Here is a 20,321-nt window from a genome sequence, read left to right as displayed (position 1 = left end):
TATGAACCTTAAGGAACGACTAGCGCGGTCTCCGACAGCGCGGACGGGGAGCTCATGTCCAAGGCATTGCGGTACGGATCGGCGATTCGCTCACGCATCGCTCCGTCACGCCTGAGCCCGTTCGGACGCCTGCGCCCGTTCGTCTACCCGGCCGCCGTTCTCGCCGCGATCGCCACGCTCTTCCAGCCGATCCCCGCGATGGCAGCCCCGACCGACCCTGCCGTCCCGGTCTCGATCCCGGACACCGGATCCCGCCCGACGCAGACCGGCTCGCTCGTCCTGCCCGGCACGCCGTCGCCGGCCACCACGACCACGGTCACGCCGGTCACCTCGGTCACCGGCATCGCGACGAGCCCGATCGTCCAGAAGATCGAGGCGGGCCGCGCCGAGGTCGCCGCCCTCGGTGACGAGCTGATCAGAGTCGGTCAGGACCGCGACATCGTGAAGGCGCAGGTGACCACCGCCGCGCAGAAGGTGATCGACGCGCAGGAGGCACTTCGCAACGCGCAGAACGCCGCGGTCGAGGCCGCCGACGCCGCGATGCGCGAGGCTGCGGCTCTTCCGCCCGGCGCCACCGGCTCCGGCCTGCTCGACCTCGAGTCCCTCGCTCGTCTGCAGCGCGGCGACGCCACCGCCGACCAGGCGGCCGCCCGCCGGCTGGAGACGGCCGAGACGACCGCCCAGCTGGCGCTCGACGAGCAGACCACGTCCAACACCAAGTTCGCCGACCTGGCCGAGCAGTGGACGAAACTGAGCGGCCAGCTCAGTCAGAAGCAGAAGGCCCAGCAGAAGCTCGAGCTGGACAACGCCGCCGAGCTGAGTGCCGCCGAGACCACACAGAACGCGGCGGACCAGGCGCTCGGCAACGAATACCTCGCCGGGTCCGAGGCCGGCCGCAGCGCCGACGCGCGAGCCATCCAGGCCTTGGAGTACGCGCTGGCACAGCGCGGTGACCCGTACGTCTGGTCGGAAGAAGGCCCGGATCAGTTCGACTGCTCCGGATTGATGTACGCGGCATATCGCGGTGTCGGCTACCCGCTGGTCCGCGTGTCCCGCGATCAGTACTACCAGACGCGCGACCGTGCGGTCTCCCGCTACTCGCTGCTCCCCGGTGACCTGCTCTTCTTCAGCTCGTCGAACAGCTGGACCGGCATTCACCACGTCGCGATGTACGCGGGCGAGGGCATGATGGTCGAGGCCCCGCGGACCGGTCTCAACGTGCGGCTCACCCCGGTCCGGTGGAGCCGGCTGTTCGCGGCGACCCGCGTCTACGGCTCGATCGAGGGCGACACCGAGGCGCCCGACCTCGGCGCGCCCGACCCGGACGAGCCGGGCACCACCTCGCCGACCACACCGGCTTCGCCGACGTCACCGCCGTCGTCGCCCTCGTCGCCGTCGTCCTCTCCGCCGTCTTCTCCCTCTTCGACCCCGTCGAAGACGCCTTCGAGCTCGCCGTCCACGACTCCGTCGAAGACGCCTTCCAGCTCGCCCTCCACGACACCGTCGAAGACGCCTTCCAGCTCGCCCTCCACGACACCGTCGAAGACTCCGTCGAGCTCGCCGTCCACGACACCGTCGACGTCCAAGTCGCCCGACCCGGAGACCTCGGCTACGCAGCCGCAGACGCAGCCGACCCCGGAGAAGACGACCTCCTCGCCGAGCCAGGTCGCCTCCAGTAACGCCGCCGCCAGCGACGCCGCTTCGAGCAGCGCCGGCGAGAGTTCGTCGAGCGCGTCCGCTGAGTCGGTTTCGCCTTCGGAGTCCACTTCGTCCTCGGCCGAATAGTCCGGCTTGGGGCGATAAGGCCGGCGAGATTTCGCCCGAAACGGCCACTCACCCATCGGGCGGCCGTAGTCCGGCGAGTGAGTCCGATGCCGGGTGTGTTCACACCGGCTGATGTGGCACGGTTAAGGTCAGCGCCCGACGTCCGAACCGTCGGCAGCGGTGGTCGGGAGGACCAATGGACGAGCAGCAGGCGACCCGGGACGGCGAGACCGACACTCCGTCCGCCGCGCGGCCGCAGGCAGCCGATGCCGACGGTTTCACGCCGCCTCCACCTCCCGAGCCGGGCGCCCTGTGGGCCAAGCCCGCATCGGCCTCTTCCGCAGTAGCGGCCTCGAGCGGCTCAGCGTCCGTGTCGAGCCCGCCGTTCAGTGGTTCGGCGCCGGTTTCCGGTGTTCCGTCTTCGAGCGGTTCGGCTCGGCCGATCTCGGCGGTCCCCTCGGCTGGAGCCGCACGCGTTTCCGTCCCCGGCGCGATCCGTCCCGGAAGTGACCAGGTCATCTCCGCCGGCGCGCCCACCGTCTACGGGGGCGGCGCGAGTTCGGCGGCGGCCAACCCGACCGACGCCGGCGAGTCCACGCCGTCGAATCAGTCCGAGCCGCGTTCCGAGGACCCGTCGAAGCCGGGACCGTCAGATCCTGAGCCTCCCAAGCAGGAGATGTCCAGGCCTGAGCCCGCACAACCCGAGCTCTCCACGCCGGAACCGTCCGAGCCGGCGCAGCCCGAGCTCACCGCGCCGGAACGGTCCGAGCCGGCGCAGCCCGAGCTCACCGCGCCGGAACGGTCCGAGCCGGCGCAGCCCGAGCTCACCGCGCCGGAACGGTCCGAGTCGGCGCAGCCTGAGCTCACCGCGCCGGAACGGTCCGAGTCGGCGCAGCCTGAGCTCACCGCGCCGGAACGGTCCGAGTCGGCGCAGCCTGAGCCTGCCAAGCCTGAGCCGGCGCAGCCCAAGCCTTCCAAGCCGGAACCGTCCGAACCTGAGCCGGCACGGCCCGAGCCTTCCAAGCCCTCCAAGCCCGAACCGGCCGAGCCCGAGCCGGCACAACCTGAGCCTGCCAAGCCGGAACCGTCCGCGCCCGAGCCTGCGGAACCTGACCCTGCCAGGCCTCAGCCGATCCCTGGGCGGCCGAAACCCGCCGAGCCCAAGCCGGCCGAGCCGGAGCCCGGGCCGATCCGTCCAGAACCGGTCACGCCGCCGCCTGTGCCGTTCCCAGAGCCGCCCGGACCGTTCCCGACGCCTGAGCCGGAGCCTGCGCCTTCGCCGCTACCGCCCGGTCCTGCGCCGAGCCCTGTGCCGCCCGGACCCGGTCCGAATCCGATCCCGCCCGGACCTGGACCTAGCCCGGTCCCGCCCGGACCTGGACCGAGCCCCGTACCGCCCGGACCTGGACCTGTGCCGCCCACTCCGACGCCGCCGGGGCCTGGGCCGGTGCCGCCTGTTCCGCCTGGTCCCGGGCCTAACCCTGTGCCTCCGGGACCTGGCCCTGCCCCCGTTCCACCCGGACCTGGGCCCAGCCCTGTGCCTCCGGGGCCTGGGCCAAACCCCGTGCCGCCTGGACCCGGGCCCAGTCCGGTTCCGCCTGGGCCCGGGCCGATTCCGCCCGTGGTTCCGCCGCCGCCGGTGATCGGGAACGGTCTGCCGTCGTACACGGTTCCGCCTGCGGCGTCGGCCGGTGGTCTGCCGCCGGCTACCTATGGCAAGCCTGTTGAGCGACCATCGACGGCTTACGGCACGCCGCAGGGTGGTACCTATGGCAAGCCGGCTACCTATGGCGCGGGGGCGGGTGGACAGGATTCGGTATCTTCCGGCAGGTCCGTTCCCGGCGGGCAGGGGGCTGGCACCTACGGTTCGCCTGCACGGAAGAGCCACCCGGGATTCCCGTCAGCACCGGAGAACATCGACATGACGCAGCCGGTTTCCAGCGACATGACCCAGCCGGTGCAGACCGGGATGTCGTACGGCGCACAGCCGCCCACCACTCCCGTGCCGAACGGCGTGCCGCAGCAGCGGGCGGACGGCGCGGGGACGGTCTACAGCACGGGCGGGTACCCGTCGATCGGGGACAGCTACTCGGCCAGTGACATGACCATGCCGGTCAGCATGGACGCGGCGGAGAACTCCGGCTCGCTGACCGGGCACATCCTGGCTCAGGGGTGGCAGGACGCGTCGGTCGACCAGCGCCGCAGCAACTTCAAGGTGGTCATCGCGATGCTCGCCGTGCTGGGCCTGCTCGTCACGATCAGCTTGATCTTCGTGCTCACTGCCGGTGACGCCTTGACCGACATGCTCAACGGGTTGTCCAGCTAAGCCGGTCGGGGTCGGCCGGGTGGCTCGAATCGGGGTGCGATTCGGCCGGTTCAGGACCGGCCGGGCGGGTCGCAGCCCTGGTCACAGCTGTCGGATGGACGGCAGTGCGCGGGGCGAAATGTGCGGTCAGCCTCGGTCATGACCTAAGCTGGCAGGGTTGTGCTCCGGGTGAGCCTCCCCACTACACGCCGGGAATGCGGTCGGTGGGACAAACGTTGACCCGTACACTAATGACAGATATTCACGCGGCGTGCCCACCCGGTGCGCGCCACGGGCGTTCTTGCGGGCATTACAGCGAGCGGTTCTTGGAGACCGCGGCGGGCCATTCGCGAGCATGCGCCCCCGTAGAGAGGTTCTCTTGACCACTTTCGCTGATCCCAGCACGTTCCCGTCCGTACTCGAAACCCCCGCAAGCACCGAAGACACCACCGTGGCCGCCACCGCCGTCGAGGAGACGGAGACGGAGACCACCACGGAGGAAGACACCGCGACCGAGACCGCGCCGGTTCGCAGCTTCTCCGACCTGGGCCTGCCCTCCGAGATCGTCCGCGTGCTGAGCCGTGAGGGCATCAACACGCCGTTCGAGATCCAGGCCGCCACCGTTCCGGACGCGCTCGCCGGCCGTGACGTGCTCGGCCGTGGCCAGACCGGCTCCGGCAAGACGCTCGCCTTCGGCCTGCCCGTGCTGGCCCGGACCGCGAAGAGCGGCAAGGCGCGCCCGCACTACCCGAAGGCCCTGATCCTGGTGCCGACCCGCGAGCTGGCGATGCAGGTCGCCGACTCGCTCATGCCGATCGGCCGCTCGGTCGGCGTGTTCTTGAAGACGGCTGTCGGCGGCGTGCCGTACGACCGTCAGATGGACGCGCTGCGTCGTGGCGTCGAAGTGATCGTCGCCACGCCGGGCCGGCTCGGCGACCTGATCGAGCGGGGCGCCTGCCGCCTCGACGACGTCGAGATCACCGTGCTGGACGAGGCCGACCAGATGGCCGACATGGGCTTCCTGCCCGAGGTCACCGATCTGCTGTCGAAGACTCCGGCCACCGCGCAGCGGCTGCTGTTCTCGGCCACTCTGGACGGTGACGTCGACACGCTGGTCAAGCGGTTCATGAACGACCCGGTGACCCACTCGACCGCGCCCGCCGAGGCGAGCGTGTCCACGATGGAACACCACCTGCTGCTGATCCCGCCGGCGGAGAAGTTCCCGATCACCTCGTGGATCGCCAACCGGGAGGGCAAGACCATCGTCTTCGCCCGTACGCAGATGGGCGTCGACCGTCTGGTCGAGCAGCTTCACGCGGTCGGCGTCCGTGCCGGCGCTCTGCACGGCGGCAAGACTCAGCGGGTCCGTACCCGCACGCTCGCCGAGTTCAAGGAAGGCCGGACGAACGTCCTGGTCGCGACGGACGTGGCGGCCCGTGGTATCCACGTCGACGGCATCTCGCTGGTCGTGCACGTGGACCCGCCGAAGGACCCGAAGGACTACCTGCACCGGGCCGGTCGCACCGCCCGGGCCGGCGAGTCCGGCGCGGTCGTCACGCTGGTTCTGCCGAAGCAGCGCCGCACCACCCAGGCCATGATGTCCAAGGCCGGCGTCACGCCGGGCGAGTTCCGGGTCCGGCTGGGCGACGAGAAGCTGGCCGAGGTCACCGGCGCTCGTGAGCCGAGTGGCGTCCCGGTCGTGGAAGAGCCGGAGCCGCGTCGTGAGCGCGGGGACCGTCCGCGCCGGTTCGGCGACCGGCCGCGCAGTGGTGGCTACGGCGACCGCCCGCAGCGTTCCTACGGCGACCGCAACGACCGTGACCGCAGCTTCGGTGACCGCCCGCGTCGTCCGTTCGGTGACCGGGACCGCAGCTTCGGTGACCGCCCGGCCGGCGACCGTGGCCAGTTCGGTGACCGGCCGCAGCGTTCGTTCGGTGACCGCCCGGCGGGCGAGCGCAGCCAGTACGGCGACCGGCCGCAGCGCTCGTTCGGTGACCGCCCGGCGGGCGAGCGCAGCCAGTACGGCGACCGCCCGCAGCGCTCGTTCGGCGACCGCCCCGCGGGCGAGCGCAGCCAGTTCGGTGACCGGCCGCAGCGCTCGTTCGGCGACCGGGACCGTCACTTCGGCGACCGTCCGGCCGGCCAGCGCCGTGACGGTGGCCGGGACAGTGGCCGTACCGACCGCCGCGAGGGCCCGTCGGGTCGTTTCGGGTCTTCCCGCCCGGCTCGCAGCTACTGAGTCCCGCCCGACTCCGCTACTGAGTCGAGTGGAGTAAGCCGCAACACGGCTTGGACCACGTGACGTAAGGCCCCGCACGCGACCCGCGTGCGGGGCCTCGCGTTTCTCCTCACGCCGGATGCCCGCCCTGCGGCCCCGGCCAGGCACCTGGCCGCGGTGTAGCCTTGCCGGCTTCTGCGTAGCCCGTACATCCAAAGGCTTTCAAAGGCCCGGACCGGGTACGTTACCGGCATGCCGCTGCCGACCGCCCTGTTCTGGGAGCGCCGTGACGTGCCCGGCGCCGAGCATGCCCTGCTGGCCGACCGCAGTGGCCTCTACGCCCACGGAACCGCCTTGGCGGCCGCACCGGTGCCCTATGCCTGCCACTACGAGCTGCAGACCGATCAGGACTGGATGACGGCCCGCGCTGACGTGCGGACGGAAGGCGCCGGCTGGGCCCGTCAGGTGCGGCTGGAACTGGCTGCGGGGCGCTGGCGGATCACCGCCTCGGAGCAGGGTGACCTGGACGCGGCGCTGGTGGCTGCGGGGCACGCTCGCGCGGGGCTGCCGGGCAGCGAGGACCCGGATCTGCTTTACGGCGCGTTCGACGTGGATCTGGGCTGCTCGCCGCTGACGAACACGCTGCCGGTGCGGCGGCTCGGCCTGCTGACCGCGGAGATCGGCGTCGCCCACCGGATCAGCGTCGCGTGGGTGCTCGTGCCGAGCCTCGAGGTGGTGCAGGCGGATCAGATCTACACGACGCTCGGCGACAACCTGGTGAGGTTCGCCAGTGAGACCTTCAGCGCTGATCTGAGCATCGACGACCAGGGATTCGTGGTGGATTACCCCGGTCTTGCGAAACAACCGTAGCTCAGCCCAGACCCGGCTGCGGGCGGTTCTCCCACTTCGTCGAGAGCGCGATCGCGGTACGGGTGGAAGCGACGCCGGGAGTGCGGTTGATCCGGACTATCAGCTGCTCTAGCTCGGCGATCGTGCCGACCCGCACGGTGAGCTGATAGGACTCGACGCCGGCCATGAAGTAGCAGCTCTCCACCTCGGGCATGGCGCGCACCGCGGCGAGCACGTCGTCGGTGTCGGCGCCCGAGTCCTCGATGATGCCGATCAGCGCGGTGACGCCGAGGCCGATCGCCTCGTGGTCGATGTCGGCCCGGTAGCCGCGGATGGTTCCGGCGGTCTCGAGCTTGCCCACCCGCTCGTGGACGGCGGGTGCCGAGAGCCCGACCTTGCGAGCGAGTTCGGCGTACGACGAGCGAGCGTTCTCTCGTAGCAGGTCGATCAGCCGGAGGTCGATGGAGTCCATGCCTGAAACCCTAATCGGGTGGCGCTCTCCCCTTCACGCCCGGTAGCGACGAATGGGCAGCAGGATAATGACCGTTGTCGCAATCGGGGCTTTTTCCGCATTTCACGGACTTGGTTCGGGGGCGGTGCTCTAATGGCTTTACGTCCCGATCGAGCAAGCCGACACTCTCCGTGACCAACCGGCCGCTCCAGATAACACACGAGGAGGGGGTTGTGGACACTGGAGATCGTCTGCTGACGCCGGGCGAGGTGGCCGCGCTCTTCCGCGTCGACCCCAAGACCGTTACGCGCTGGGCAGCAGCCGGGCGCATCGGCAGCATCCGTACTCCGGGTGGACACCGCCGATTCCGCGAGTCCGAAGTCAGGGCGCTGCTGGAAGGCGACGGCGTAATCGAGGAAATGCGCGAGGACGACGCCGCCAACAAGCCGCGAAACAACGGGCCTGCCAACCCGGGAGCGGGTTACGGCCCGCCCAACGGTTTGCGCTAGGCGCGTCCCTCGCCCAACTCGCCGGTCCATCTGCGGAATAGCGTGTGCGGTACGCCCAGTGCGTCCAGCACCTTTCCGGCCACGAAGTCGATCAATTGTTGTGCGGTGGCGCCTGCCCCGGACCCGTAGAAACCGGGGCTCGCCGGCAGGACCACCGCACCGGCATCGTGGAGCGCGATCAGGTGTTCCAGGTGACTCCGCGTAACCGGTGTCTCCCTGGGTACGACAACGGTGCGTCGCCGTTCCTTGAGGTTGACCTCAGCAGCGCGCTGCAATAGATCCTTCGACAGCCCGATGGCGATCCCGGCGCATGCCGCCGTGCTCGCCGGAACCACCGCCATGCCGCGGACCGGGTACGAGCCACTGCTCGGCCCCGCGGCAAGGTCACCGGCCGGCCAGTAGGCCAGGTCGCCCAGGTCCCGGTCCAGCCAGGCCGAGACGTCGTCCTTCCAGTGCGCGTCCCGGACGGTCGCACCGGTCTCGTCCAGCAGGGTGAGACGGGCCGCCCGGGAGATCACGAGATCGACGGCCTCGCCGGCGTCCAGCAGTCCGGTGATCACCGCCTTCGCGTACGGGGTGCCGGAGGCGCCGGAGACACCGACGAGCCATGGTTCGCGCATGCCTTCCAGTGTGCCGTCAGTTGAGCTCGGGCAGGACGAACGTGGGGTACGCCTCGTCCACCGGGGTCCAGGCCGACGGCTTCTCCGGATCGGCTACCTCCACCGACTCGAAGACCTTCTTCACCTCGGCCAACTCGATGCCGACCCCGGTGACGACCACCGTCCAGCGGCCGTCCAGCACGCCCTTGGTGCAGATCGGCCCGCCCGCGGAGCACTCCGGCTCTTCACTGCTGTCCGCGAAGGCGCCGTCGGTTCCCGACTCCAGCCGGATCGAGAGCATCTCCTTGATCACGCCGGGCGCGTGCTCGCGGTCCGGGCTGGCGAGGATCTCCGCGGCCTTCGCCTCGGTGACGAAGCGCATCCGGGTGTCGCTCGCCGAGAAGAGCCGGTAGCCGGCCGGGATGTGGGTGGCGGTCAGGGTGGTCAGCAGCGGCTTGCCGTCGCCGAGACGGAACGCGGCAGCGATCCGGCGCATGTCGGCCCGGGACAGCTTCGCGGTCGCGCTCACCTGGCCCTGCCCGCCGTCGGCGAGCTTCCAGACCAGGCTCTCCCCGCCGCTCTTCTCGCGGACGAGGTACGCCTCACGGCCGTCGACGGGGTCGGTCGGGGTCATCGTGACGCCCTCCTGCCGCACCCGTTCCACTCCCGGCGGGTAGACGCTGAGGATGCCCTCCTCCTGATCCCCCTGGTTGATCATCGCGGAGGTCCAGCCGAGGGTCATCGCCGCCGGGTCCTCGATGATGAAGCCGCCGACCCGGTAGCCGCGGAACGTCGGGGTGAACGAGAAGGTGGCAGCCTTCTCCTCGGGAAAGGCCGACGTGACGATCTGCGGCTGATTGACGATCTGCGGCCGGGTGGCGATCTCCGGCCGGGTGGCGATCTGCGGCGCACCGATCGCGGCGGCCACCGCCACCGCTGCCGCCATGGCCCATCCGGCTCTCCGGCGACGCAGGCGGCGCCGCCCGGCGGCCACCAGGTCGTCGACACCGAGACGCATCGGCGGCGCGTCGGCCCGGGCTTCCTCGAGCAGGTCAGAGAGTCGCATGCGGAGCCTCCATGATCTGGCGGAGCGTCGCGAGCCCCCGCGCGGTGTACACCTTCACGGTTCCCTGGGGGCAGCTCAGCGCGACCGCGGTCTGCTCGACGCTGAGACCTTCGAGGAAGCGCAGCACCAGCACGGCGCGCTGCCGCGCCGGTAGCTGCCGCAACGCGGCCCGGGTCTGCATCCGGTCGTGGACGGCCTGGGTGGCGTCCGGCTCGGCGCGCTCGGGCATGGCGGCGCCCGGACGCTCCCGCCGCCACCACGGGCGGCGGGTCTCATCTATCGCGGCCCGGACCACGGCGGTGCGGGCGTACGCGTCGTGGTTGTCGACGCGATTCCACTTCGCGTACAGCCTTGCCATGGCCGATGCGACGGCGTCCTCGGCGGCCTGCCAGTCGCCGCAGGTGAGGTACGCCAGTCCGCGAAGCGAATCCATCCGCGCGCCGACGAACTCCCGGAACTCGGCCTCTCTATCGCTCACGCGGATTAGACGTTCGTCGACACCTGGAGGGTTACAGCAGGATCAGATCGAGCAGCGCGAAGACGAAGAGCGCGATCGCGATGAAGCCGTTCGCCGTGAAGAACGCCCGGTTGACCTTGGACAGGTCGTTCTCGGTCACCACGACGTGCTGGTAGACCAGGCCGGCGCCGGTGATCGCCAGGCCGATCCACCAGAGCCAGCTGAGGCCGACGAGCTGGCCGAACCAGACAAATCCCGCGAAAGCCAGAACATGTGTAAAAGACGATATTTGTAGTGCCTTCTTAACCCCGAACCGCGCCGGCGTCGAGTGGACGCCGATCTTGCGGTCCACCTCCACGTCCTGGCAGGCGTAGATGATGTCGAACCCGCCGATCCACAGGCCGACCGCCACACCCAGCACCCACGCGGGCCACGAGCCGTCGAACGTGCCGGTGATCGCCAGCCAGGCGCCGACCGGGGCGACGGCCTGAGCCAGGGCCAGGACGTAGTGCGGGAAGTTCGTGAACCGCTTGGCGTACGGGTAGATCACCAACGGGATCACGGCGAGCGGCGAGAGCACCAGGCAGAGCGGGTTGAGCAGGCCGGCCGCCACGAACAGCGCGACGAGCGAGACCAGCGCGCCGGTCCACGCCGTGCGGACGCTGACCGCTCCGGTGACCAGCTCGCGGTTCTGGGTACGCGGGTTGAGCGCGTCGATCTTCCGGTCCAGGATCCGGTTGGCGGCCATCGCGAAGGTCCGGCCGGAGACCATCGCAATCGTGATCAGCACCAGGTCACCCCAGTGCCGGCCGGTCCCGTCCCGGTCGATGGCGACCAGCGCCGAGAGGTAGGCGAACGGCAGCGCGAAGACCGAGTGCTCGATCATGACGAGTCGCAGGAAGGCCTTGACCTTGCCGGGCTTCTCCAGAGACGTCGTCATATCCCGTATTCCTTCCACCGCTTGTCGACGAGCGACACGACCTCGGGCGACATGACCATCTCCTCCGGCCAGCCCCGGGTGTAGCCCTCGGCCGGCAGCTTACGGGTGGCGTCGACGCCCGCCTTGCCACCCCAGAACTGCTGGTAGGACGAGTGGTCCAGGTGGTCCACCGGGCCCTCGGTGAGCAGCAGGTCGCGGGAGTAGTCGACGTTGCCGAACGCGCGGAAAGCGACCTCCCGATAGTCGTGCACGTCGCAGTCCTCGTCCACCACCACGATCAATTTGGTGAGCGACATGAGGTGCGCGCCCCAGACCGCGTTCATCACCTTCTGCGCGTGCTTCGGGTACCGCTTGCGGATCGACACGATGAGGCAGTTGTGGAAGACGCCGGCGGCGGGCATGTCGTAGTCGACGATGTCCGGGATGAGGATCTTCAGGAGCGGCTGGAAGATCCGCTCGGTGGCCTTGCCGAGGCCGTGGTCCTCCTGCGGCGGCTTGGACGTGACGATCGAGTGGTAGATCGGCTTCTTGCGCATCGTCATGGTCTCGACGTGCAGCACCGGGAACGGCTCGACCGGGGTGTAGAAGCCGGTGTGGTCGCCGAACGGGCCCTCCGGCAGCCGCTCTCCGGGCTCCAGGTAGCCCTCCAGCACGATCTGCGCCGAGGCCGGCACCTGCAGCGGCACGGTCAGGCAGTCGACCATCTCGATGCGCTCGCCCTTGAGGAAGCCGGCGAACAGGTATTCGTCGATGTCGGAGGGCAGCGGGGCGCTCGCCGAATAGGTCACCACCGGGTCGCAGCCGATCGCGATGGCGACCGGGAGCCGCTGGCCGAGCCGCTCCGCCACGGCGTGGTGGGCGGTCGAGTCCTTGTGGATCTGCCAGTGCATGCCGAGCGTGTTCTTCGAGTGCTGCTGCAGCCGGTAGAGGCCGAGGTTGCGCTTGCCGGTCTCCGGGTGCTTGGTGTGGGTCAGCCCGAAGTTGTGGAAGACGCCGCCGTCGCCGGGCCACACCTGAAGGCCGGGCAGCAGGTTCAGGTCGACGTCGTCGCCGGAGAGCACGACCTCCTGGCAGGGCGCGGTCTTCACCTTCTTCGGCGGCACCGACTTCAGCTGGAGGACCTTGCCGATGCCCTCCCGGATCCCGGACCAGCCGACCGGCAGCTCCGGCTTGGCCAGCGCGCCGATCCGCTCGCCGATCTCGTCGAGCCGGTCCACGCCGAGAGCCATCGCCATCCGCTTCTCGGTGCCGAACAGGTTGATCACCAGAGGCATCTCGCCCCGGGTCGGCCGTTCGAACAGAAGTGCCGGCCCACCGGCCCTGACCGTTCGGGTGACGACCTCGCTGATCTCCAGCGTCGGATCCACCGGAACCTTGATCCTTCGCAGCTCACCCTCCTTCTCGAGGGCGGCGATGAAGCTCTGCAGATCGGCATAGGGGAATCCACGCGGCGCCATGTCCATCAGTCTGGCACCGGATCACTGCGAGGCGGCTGGCAGGTCCCGTCACTAGTGATCGGGCACTCCCGTTGACCGGAACGTGAAGCTTCTCCTCGCCCTGCTCCTGACCGCCCCCGTCAACACCCCGGGCGGTTATCACCACCTGGGTGCCGGGACCAGCGGCGAGTGGAGTGGCGTCTCCGGACGGATCTCGGTGGTCGACGTCGCGGTACGGCCCCGGACGTACGACTTCGTGGCCAGCCGGTTCATGGCCAAGCGGGACATGGGCGCCGGCCGGATCTCCTGGCTGGAGGTGGGCTGGGCGGAGACCGGCTGGTCCAGCCCGGGCCGCCAGCAGGTCTACACCTTCAACACGAACACGAACGCCTGGCAGTTCTACCCGCAGTACCCGATCAAGCCGGGCGACAAGGTCTGGGTGGACCTGCACACCGACGCGGACGGCGTCTGGCAGGCCTGGCTGTTCTGGAACAACAAGTGGAACCTGCTGACCCGGGAGAAGCTGCCGATCGGCCGGACCGCGAACATCGAGCAGTACGTCGAGGTGCACGCCGACGCGAAACAGCCGGTGGTCCGGATGGACGTGCCCCGGGTGACCGTCGACAACGTCCAGCTCAAACCGGCCGACGGCGGACCCGCCCGCTACTGGCGGGAGGACGTCGGGACGCTGACGGGAACCGCCCCGGGGCAACAGATGCGCCGGGGCGGTTTCTGCCTGGACTGGGTCAACAAGTACGACACCTGGACCGCCGGCGACTGCTGACGATCAATCCCCGGCGTTCGCGTACGAGTGGAGCCCCTCGAAGAACAGGTTCACGCCGAACAGGTTCATCAGCATCGTGACGAAACCGAGCAGCGCGATCCAGGTGGCGACGGTCCGCTTCACACTGGGTGTGGCCCGCGCGTGCAGGTAGGCCGCGTAGACGATCCAGGAGATGAACGCCCAGACCTCCTTCGGGTCCCAGCCCCAGTAGCGGCCCCAGGACGCCTCGGCCCACAGCGGACCGGCGATCAGCGCGCCGAAGGTGAAGAGCGGGAACGCGAACGCGTGCAGGCGGAACGTGAGCCGCTCCAGGCCGGCGGCGTCACCGACCCGCTTGCCCAGGGTGTACGGGAAGCTGCGCTTGCCCTCGTCGTACCCGTTCTTGATCAGGAACATCGCGGCCGGGACCGCGCCGAACAGGAAGATGCCGGACGACACGATGATCGTCGAGACGTGCACGATGAACCAGTACGAGTTCAGCGCCGGCACCAGCGGGCCGACCGGCGTGTACGCGACGAGGCTCGCCGCGCCGAGCAGCACCACCAGGATCAGCGAGACGAAGAGTCCCAGGTGACGCAGGGCCGGCTTGCGGAGCAGCACGACGACCCACACCGCGGAGCCGACGAGGCTCGCGGAGAGGATGTACTCGTACATGTTGCCCCAGGGCATCCGCTCGGCAGCGAGGCCGCGGGTGGCCGTCGTGGCGAGGTGCAGCGCCAGGGCGATGACATTCAGGACGACGGCGATCCGGCCGGCCCACTCGCCGCGGCCGGCTGCCGGAGCCTCCGCGGGCAGCTTGACCACCGGTTCGACCGGCGCTCCCGCACCCACGAGCTGCCGGGTGGCGGCCCTGCCGATCCGGCTGCGCTTGCCGAACGCGTACTCACCGGCGTAACAGATCATCGCGGCCAGGTAGGCCAGCACGGTGAAAGCCATCAGCTGGTTCGACAGCTCCGCCATCAGGGCGTCCCTTCCTTGAACCCAACTTCTTCAACACCGCGGGTCAGCGACGCGAACTCGTCAGCGAACCCGGGATAGTCGGTGCGGGGCAGCCCACCGGCTTCGATCACGCTACTCCCCGGGTCGCCGGCCGCGGCCGGTGCCACCCGGAACCAGACGCGCCGCCGGTGCACCGAGAGCGAGAGCATCAGGCCGATCAAGCCGAGCACCACGGCGATGAGCAGCACGAACTGCGTCGGGTCGTACCGGATCGAGAGCGTCGCGAACTTGCGCACCCCGACGAACTCCAGTGTGGTGCCGTCGTCGAGGGCGAGCTTCTCACCCTGCTTCAGCACGTAGGGCCGGTCGCCGCCGAGCTTCTTCAGCTCACCGCTGTCGATCTGTCCACGGTCCAGCGCGTACACCGAGCCGGGGATGCCGACGTCCAGGCCCAGATCGCCGCGGTAGGCGGTCAGGTAGAGGACCGGGTTCCGCAGATCCGGGTACTCCGAGCGGGCGCTGCCGTCGGTGCTGCCGGTCGGCAGGAAGACTCCCTCGAAGCCCATCTGCAGGCTCGCGTCCCGCTTGTTGGTCTTCGGGTCGATGTTCACGTCCGGGAACTGCGCGACACCCTCGCTCGTCAGCATGCCGTCGACCGGCAGGAACGGAACGACCTTGGTCTGCGAGACGCCGTAGCGGTCGGTGTACTTCAGTTCCGGCGCGTAGCCCTGGCCGAGCAGGTGAATATTGGCGTTCCTCAGGCGCAGCGGGTCGTTGACCGTGAACGATCGGGTCTCCTCCGGGCCGCCGTCCTCGGTCACCGCCACCGTCGCGTTGTAGGACTTCGGCTGGCCGGTGCTCTGATAGGTCGCCTCGAACTCGGTCAGCTTCAGGCAGAAGTTCGGCAGGTCGCTGGTGTCCACCTGCGGGCCGAGCGCCGAGTCGTCGTACTGCGTCAGCGAGTTGCAGAAGCCCTGGTCGGCGCCGGCGACGAGCAGGCGGTTGCCGTGCCATCCGTACCAATGACCGAAACCGACACCCACGAGCACGCACAGCATGGCGATGTGGAAGAGCAGGTTGCCGGTCTCCTTGAGGTAACCCTTCTCGGCGGAGACGGACCACGAGCCGTCCGGGAGCTCACGCACCCGCGTCCGGAACCATCGGCGGCGCAGGGTCCGTGCGATCGCCGCGGCCTGATCGGCCGGAGCCTGACGTCCCTCCAGCTCAGCGGCGTGCTGCGGCAGGCGGTCCATCCGCTTGGGAGCTTCTGGCGGTACGTTGCGCAGCGCTCTGATGTGATCGCGCAGCCGAGGCAGGACGCACCCGATGAGCGAGGTGAAGAGCAGCAGGTAGATCGCTGCGAACCAGGGCGACGAGTAGACGTCGAACGCGAAGAACCGGTCCAGTTGCGGCGCGAGCTTCGGGTGGGCCGTGAAGTACTCGGTGACGTTCTCCCGGTTCACCGACCGCTGCGGGAAGATCGAGCCGGGCACGGCGGCGACGGCCAGCAGGAAGAGCAGGACCAGGGCCGTACGCATGCTGGTCAGCTGCCGCCACGAGTTGCGCAGCAGCGCCAGGAACGGGTTCACCCGCTTCGGGGGCGGAGCCTCGGCCGTGGCGGGACGGTCCTCTACGACGGTCACAGGTACAGCTCCCCGCCGAAGTTGAGGGTCGTCATCAGCCAGGCGAGGAAGTAGTTCCACTGCCCGGTGATCAGCGCGAGACCGATGACGATCAGCAGCGCGCCGCCCACCCGGGTCACCCAGCGGCTGTTCCGGCGGATCGCCTGGAAGACGCCGAGGAGCCGGCGGAAGAAGAGCCCGAAGAGGATGAACGGGATGCCCAGGCCGAGGCTGAAGGCGAGGGCCAGGATCACCGCCCGGTCGGTGCTCCCGCTGCTCGCCGCGAGCGCGGTGATCGCGCCGAGGGTCGGGCCGACGCACGGGATCCAGGAGACCGCGAAGATCGCCCCGAAGACCGGCGCGCCGAGCAGGCCGGCGTTCGGCAGCTTGGAGAACCGGGCCTCCCGCTGGAAGCCGGGGATCCAACCGAGGTAGCCCAGGCCGAGGATGATCACCAGCACGCCGAGCACGACGTTCAGGGTGTCGCGATGGGTCAGCAGGGTGTAGCCGATGTTCGCGACGAATGTCATGAGCAGCGTGAAGACCACCGCGAACCCGAGCACGAAGAGGCTGCTGCCGAGCAGGACGCGGCCCTTGAGCGCGAGCGTCCTGGTCTTGGTGATGCCCTCTTCCTGCCTCGTGCCCATGGCCGACTCGAGGTCGCTGCCGGCCAGGCCGGTCACATAGGACAGGTAGCCGGGCACCAGCGGCAGGATGCACGGCGACAGGATGCTGACCAGGCCGGCGATCAGAGCGGCCCCGATCGCCAGCAGCAGGGGACCGTTGAGAGCGGTGCTCTGAAAGGCGTCGCCCATCAGGGGTTCCCCTCTGCCGCCACCCGTTCGACGAGGGGCTGGAGTTCGCCGAGCGTGGTCGCCCGGCGGATGGCGACCGCGATCCGGCCCTGGCGATCCAGGATCAGCGTTCCGGGGGTGCTCGCCTGGGTCGGGTCGAACTTGATGGCCATCTCGGCGGCCGGGTCGAAGAGGCTCGGGTAGGTGACCCGGCCCCGCTCGAAGTTGATCGCCGAGTCGCGGTCGTCGCGGTTGTTGACCCCGATGAACGAGACGTTCTTCGCCTTCGTCGCCTGGTACGTCTTCTCCAGGTCGTCGGCCTCGGCCCGGCAGGGCGCGCACCACGATCCCCAGAAGTTGACCACGACGACCTTGCCGATGTCGGAGGCCAGCTCGTAGCTGCCGCCGTCGAGCAGCTCACCGGTGATCGCCGCGACCGTCGGCCGGTTCGCCGGGTCGCACTCGATCACCTGGTTCGCCGTGGTCTCGCAGTTCTTCGCCCAGTTCCGGTCCTCGCCGCCGCAGCCGGCCAGAAGTCCGGCGACGGCGACCGCTGCGACGGTGACGGCCCCGAGGCGACGCATGGTCACGCCCCCTTGGCGGTCTTGGCCGTCGCGGACAGGGCCACCAGGTGGGCGGCCGGCTCCGAGTAGTCGATGCCGACCACCTTGGACCCTTCGAAACGGAAGGAGGTCAGGCTCGCCAGGCCGCACTGTCGTTTGCGGGGATCGTGCCAGAGACGCTTGCCTTCGACGTACCGGCGCAATGTCCAGATCGGAAGCTGATGCGAGACGCAGACCGCCTCGTGCCCCTCGGCCGCGACCCGCGCCGCCTGGACCGCCGCGAACATCCGCTGAGCGATCACCAGGTACGCCTCGCCCCAGGACGGGGTGATCGGGTCGCGCAGCACCCACCAGTGCCGCGGGTTGCTGAACGCGCCGTCGCCGACCGAGACCTTCTTGCCCTCGAAGTAGTTCGAGCTCTCGATCAGCCGAATGTCGGTCGCCGTCTCCAGCTTGAACTCGGCCGAGATCGGTGCGGCCGTCTCCTGCGCACGCTCCAGCGGGCTGGCGACCACGTGCGTCACATCCCGGCCGGACAGGGCCTGAGCCGCCGCCTTGGCCATCTGGTGCCCCAGCTCGGAGAGGTGGAAGTCGGGCAGCCGGCCATACAGGATCTTGCCCGGGTTGAAGACCTCGCCGTGCCGGAAGACGTGCACGGTTGTCTTTGTCGGCTCACTCACTTATTTCGCGCTCCCCGCCGCTGCTCGCGCTGCGTGTGGCAACGCGGAGGCGATCTGCTCCAGCGCCGCGTCGTCGATCGCGGTCGACACGAACCACGACTCGAAGGCGCTCGGCGGCAGGTAGACGCCCCGGGACAACATGGTGTGGAAGAAGGCCTTGAACGCCGCGGCGTCCTGGGTCTTCGCGGAGTCGTAGTCCACGACCTCCGCGTCGGTGAAGAAGATCGAGAACATGTTGCCGGCGGAGGACAACCGGTGCGGCACGCCGGCCTTGCCGAGCTCGGCGGAGGCGAGCGAGCCGATCGTGCCGGCCAGTTCGTCGAGGCGCTTGTAGGTCGCGTCGTCCGCGAGCCGCAGCGACGCCAGACCGGCGGCGCAGGCCAGCGGGTTACCGGACAGGGTGCCGGCCTGGTAGACCGGGCCCGCCGGGGCCAGCCGCGACATGATCTCGCGACGGCCACCGAACGCCGCAGCCGGCAGCCCGCCGCCCATCACCTTGCCGAAGGTGAACAGGTCGGCGTCGACCGGGTGCAGGCCGTTCCAGCCGCCCGCCGAGACCCGGAAACCGGTCATCACCTCGTCGACGATCAGCAGGGCGCCGTGCCGGTGGGCGATCTCGGCGAGCTTGCCGTTGAAGTCGTCCTTCGGGAAGATCACGCCCATGTTGCCGGGCGCGGCCTCGGTGATGATCGCCGCGATGTCCGCGCCGTCGATCTCGAAGGCCCTCTCGACAGCTGCCACGTCGTTGTAGGGCACCACGATCGTCTCGGCGGCGGCCGCACCGGTGACACCCGGCGAGTCGGGCAGGCCGAGCGTGGCGACGCCGGAGCCGGCCGCGGCGAGCAGCGCGTCCACGTGCCCGTGGTAGCAGCCGGCGAACTTCACGATCTTGGAGCGGCCGGTGAAGCCCCGGGCCAGCCGGATCGCAGTCATCGTCGCCTCGGTGCCGGAGTTGACCAGGCGCACCTCGTCGACGGCGGTCCGCCGGACGATCTCCTCGGCCAGGTCGACCTCACCGGCCGTCGGGGTGCCGAAGCTGGTCCCGGACGCGGCGGCCCGCTGCACCGCCTCGATGATCTCCGGGTGGGCGTGGCCGTGGATCAGCGGACCCCACGAGCAGACGAGGTCGACGTAACGCCGGCCGTCCGCGTCGGTCATCCACGGACCGCTGCCCGAGACCATGAATCGGGGCGTGCCACCGACCGCTCGGAACGCACGCACAGGTGAATTGACCCCGCCGGGCACGATGGCCTGGGCGCGGTCGAACAGGGCCTGGGAGACCGGGGCGTCCTCCGGGTACGGAAGATCCGCGGTGGGATATGTCGTGGTCACAGCGGTTCCCATTCTGTCAGCGGCCTACGGCGAGTGTCTCGAGAGGGTTGCTCACGTCCTCGGACGATGCCCGGATACGCCCGATCTGACCACGCCCGACGGGCCGAACCGCCCCAGAGAGGATAGGCTGACCTGCGTGGAGCGACCCGAGCTGTCCATCGCGGTGCAGCGCGCCCCCGACGAGGTTGTGATCCAGCTCGCCGGGGAGATCGACGTGCTCACGGTCACCGAGCTGTCCACGATCGTCAACGATCTGCTGGGCGCCGAGCCGCTGTCGCGCATCGTCCTCGACATGGCCGGAGTCACCTTCTGCGACTCGCAGGGGCTGGGCACGCTCGTGGTGCTGAGCCGCAAGGCGCAGCACGCTCAGACCGTGCTCGCCCTCGCCAACGTGGGCGATTTCCTGATGCGGGTGCTGGACATCACCGGCTTGCGCAGCGCACTGATGATCAGCAGCACAGCCTGACCCGCGACCTCCCATACCGCGATGCTTGCACATCGCGGTTGGAGACTTCCTGGGAGCGCCGTCGGCTGTGGACCACAACGCCCGAGCCCGTCGCGACGGCCGGCCGCCGAACGCACGCGCAGCACCGTCGCGTGCGTTGACCGCCATCCAAGGGCCGACGAGCGCACACACAACCCGATTGTGTGCGCCGACCGCCCTCGCCGGGCTGTCAGCGCACACACAACACCTCTTTGCGTGCGCGGGCCGCCCCCGCCGGGTGGTGAGCGCACACGTAACACATTTGCGTGCGCGGGCCGCCCTCCACCGGGTGGTGAGCGCACACGCCACACCTCTACGTGCGCCGACCGCCCTCCACCGGGCGGTGACCGCACACATAACGCCTTTGCGTGCCCTGGCCGCCCCGGGCCGGGCGGTGACCGCACACGCCACACCACTGCGTGCCCTGACCGCCCTCCACCGGGCGGTGACCGCACACGCCACACCACTGCGTGCCCTGACCGCCCTCCACCGGGCGGTGACCGCACATGCCACACCTCCGCGCGTGCGC

Annotated in this window: 19 protein-coding genes; 7 read left to right on the top strand and 12 right to left on the bottom strand. The window is 69.6% G+C overall.

Annotated features, from left to right (window positions below; all coding sequences use genetic code 11):
• Positions 1 to 54 precede the first annotated feature (54 nt).
• From EP757_RS11700 to EP757_RS11685, 4 genes are all read left to right on the top strand, one after another.
• Positions 55 to 1,785 (top strand): C40 family peptidase, encoded by a 1,731-nt coding sequence (locus tag EP757_RS11700; RefSeq protein WP_127544873.1) that lies wholly within the window; start codon positions 55 to 57, stop codon positions 1,783 to 1,785.
• 1,900 nt (positions 1,786 to 3,685) lie between these two features.
• Positions 3,686 to 4,090, top strand: coding sequence for a hypothetical protein (locus EP757_RS11695; protein ID WP_127544870.1), 405 nt, complete (start codon positions 3,686 to 3,688; stop codon positions 4,088 to 4,090).
• 358 nt (positions 4,091 to 4,448) lie between these two features.
• The gene (locus EP757_RS11690) at positions 4,449 to 6,308 is read left to right on the top strand and encodes a DEAD/DEAH box helicase (protein ID WP_127544867.1); all 1,860 of its coding nucleotides are present in this window, start codon (positions 4,449 to 4,451) and stop codon (positions 6,306 to 6,308) included.
• A 231-nt stretch (positions 6,309 to 6,539) separates the two neighbouring features.
• A complete protein-coding gene (locus EP757_RS11685; RefSeq protein ID WP_127544864.1) occupies positions 6,540 to 7,157 on the top strand; it encodes a putative glycolipid-binding domain-containing protein in 618 nt (205 codons plus the stop codon).
• Position 7,158: 1 nt separating this feature from the next.
• Here the strand turns inward: EP757_RS11685 and EP757_RS11680 are convergent, their stop codons facing one another.
• Positions 7,159 to 7,608 (bottom strand): Lrp/AsnC family transcriptional regulator, encoded by a 450-nt coding sequence (locus EP757_RS11680; RefSeq protein WP_106329284.1) that lies wholly within the window; start codon positions 7,606 to 7,608, stop codon positions 7,159 to 7,161.
• Between the two features lie 212 nt (positions 7,609 to 7,820).
• On the opposite strand from EP757_RS11680, the gene EP757_RS11675 reads away from it, so the two are divergent.
• Positions 7,821 to 8,096, top strand: a complete 276-nt coding sequence (locus EP757_RS11675) for a BldC family transcriptional regulator (protein ID WP_127544861.1) — start codon at positions 7,821 to 7,823, stop codon at positions 8,094 to 8,096.
• Here the strand turns inward: EP757_RS11675 and EP757_RS11670 are convergent.
• Genes EP757_RS11670 through EP757_RS11650 form a run of 5 tightly spaced genes read right to left on the bottom strand, consistent with a single transcriptional unit; the run spans position 8,093 to position 12,615 of the window.
• The gene (locus EP757_RS11670; RefSeq protein ID WP_127544858.1) at positions 8,093 to 8,716 is read right to left on the bottom strand and encodes a UbiX family flavin prenyltransferase; all 624 of its coding nucleotides are present in this window, start codon (positions 8,714 to 8,716) and stop codon (positions 8,093 to 8,095) included. The genes EP757_RS11675 and EP757_RS11670 overlap by 4 nt on opposite strands.
• Before the next feature lie 16 nt (positions 8,717 to 8,732).
• Entirely contained in the window at positions 8,733 to 9,761 is a 1,029-nt protein-coding gene (locus tag EP757_RS11665) for a hypothetical protein (protein WP_127544855.1), read from the bottom strand.
• Positions 9,748 to 10,239, bottom strand: coding sequence for a SigE family RNA polymerase sigma factor (locus EP757_RS11660; protein ID WP_127544852.1), 492 nt, complete (start codon positions 10,237 to 10,239; stop codon positions 9,748 to 9,750). Before EP757_RS11660 ends, EP757_RS11665 begins: the two co-directional genes overlap by 14 nt.
• 31 nt (positions 10,240 to 10,270) lie before the next feature.
• Complete coding sequence (gene mqnP, locus EP757_RS11655; protein WP_127544849.1) at positions 10,271 to 11,158, bottom strand: menaquinone biosynthesis prenyltransferase MqnP; 888 nt, start codon at positions 11,156 to 11,158, stop codon at positions 10,271 to 10,273.
• Complete coding sequence (locus EP757_RS11650) at positions 11,155 to 12,615, bottom strand: menaquinone biosynthesis decarboxylase (RefSeq protein ID WP_127544846.1); 1,461 nt, start codon at positions 12,613 to 12,615, stop codon at positions 11,155 to 11,157. Before EP757_RS11650 ends, mqnP begins: the two co-directional genes overlap by 4 nt.
• A gap of 82 nt (positions 12,616 to 12,697) precedes the next feature.
• Between EP757_RS11650 and EP757_RS11645 the strand changes: the two genes are divergently transcribed.
• The gene (locus EP757_RS11645) at positions 12,698 to 13,378 is read left to right on the top strand and encodes a hypothetical protein (RefSeq protein WP_232050465.1); all 681 of its coding nucleotides are present in this window, start codon (positions 12,698 to 12,700) and stop codon (positions 13,376 to 13,378) included.
• 3 nt (positions 13,379 to 13,381) lie between these two features.
• On the opposite strand, the gene ccsB is transcribed toward EP757_RS11645, so the two are convergent.
• Genes ccsB through hemL form a run of 6 tightly spaced genes read right to left on the bottom strand, consistent with a single transcriptional unit; the run spans position 13,382 to position 19,320 of the window.
• Positions 13,382 to 14,338 (bottom strand): c-type cytochrome biogenesis protein CcsB, encoded by a 957-nt coding sequence (ccsB, locus tag EP757_RS11640; protein WP_127544843.1) that lies wholly within the window; start codon positions 14,336 to 14,338, stop codon positions 13,382 to 13,384.
• Positions 14,338 to 15,960 (bottom strand): cytochrome c biogenesis protein ResB, encoded by a 1,623-nt coding sequence (locus EP757_RS11635; RefSeq protein WP_127544840.1) that lies wholly within the window; start codon positions 15,958 to 15,960, stop codon positions 14,338 to 14,340. Before EP757_RS11635 ends, ccsB begins: the two co-directional genes overlap by 1 nt.
• Positions 15,957 to 16,754, bottom strand: coding sequence for a cytochrome c biogenesis CcdA family protein (locus EP757_RS11630; RefSeq protein WP_127544837.1), 798 nt, complete (start codon positions 16,752 to 16,754; stop codon positions 15,957 to 15,959). The genes EP757_RS11635 and EP757_RS11630 overlap by 4 nt, the downstream gene beginning before the upstream one ends.
• Complete coding sequence (locus EP757_RS11625) at positions 16,754 to 17,317, bottom strand: TlpA disulfide reductase family protein (protein ID WP_127544835.1); 564 nt, start codon at positions 17,315 to 17,317, stop codon at positions 16,754 to 16,756. The genes EP757_RS11630 and EP757_RS11625 overlap by 1 nt, the downstream gene beginning before the upstream one ends.
• A 2-nt stretch (positions 17,318 to 17,319) precedes the next feature.
• Entirely contained in the window at positions 17,320 to 17,976 is a 657-nt protein-coding gene (locus EP757_RS11620) for a histidine phosphatase family protein (protein ID WP_127544832.1), read from the bottom strand.
• Complete coding sequence (gene hemL, locus EP757_RS11615; RefSeq protein ID WP_127544829.1) at positions 17,977 to 19,320, bottom strand: glutamate-1-semialdehyde 2,1-aminomutase; 1,344 nt, start codon at positions 19,318 to 19,320, stop codon at positions 17,977 to 17,979.
• A gap of 124 nt (positions 19,321 to 19,444) precedes the next feature.
• On the opposite strand from hemL, the gene EP757_RS11610 reads away from it, so the two are divergent.
• On the top strand, positions 19,445 to 19,774 hold the full coding sequence (locus EP757_RS11610) for an STAS domain-containing protein (protein ID WP_127544826.1): 330 nt from the start codon (positions 19,445 to 19,447) through the stop codon (positions 19,772 to 19,774).
• The last annotated feature ends 547 nt before the right edge of the window (positions 19,775 to 20,321 follow it).

This window comes from Actinoplanes sp. OR16 (assembly GCF_004001265.1).
Taxonomy (GTDB): Bacteria; Actinomycetota; Actinomycetes; order Mycobacteriales; family Micromonosporaceae; genus Actinoplanes.
Note: the sequence above shows the minus strand (reverse complement) of the source record. Positions and strands in the feature narration are given on the sequence as shown.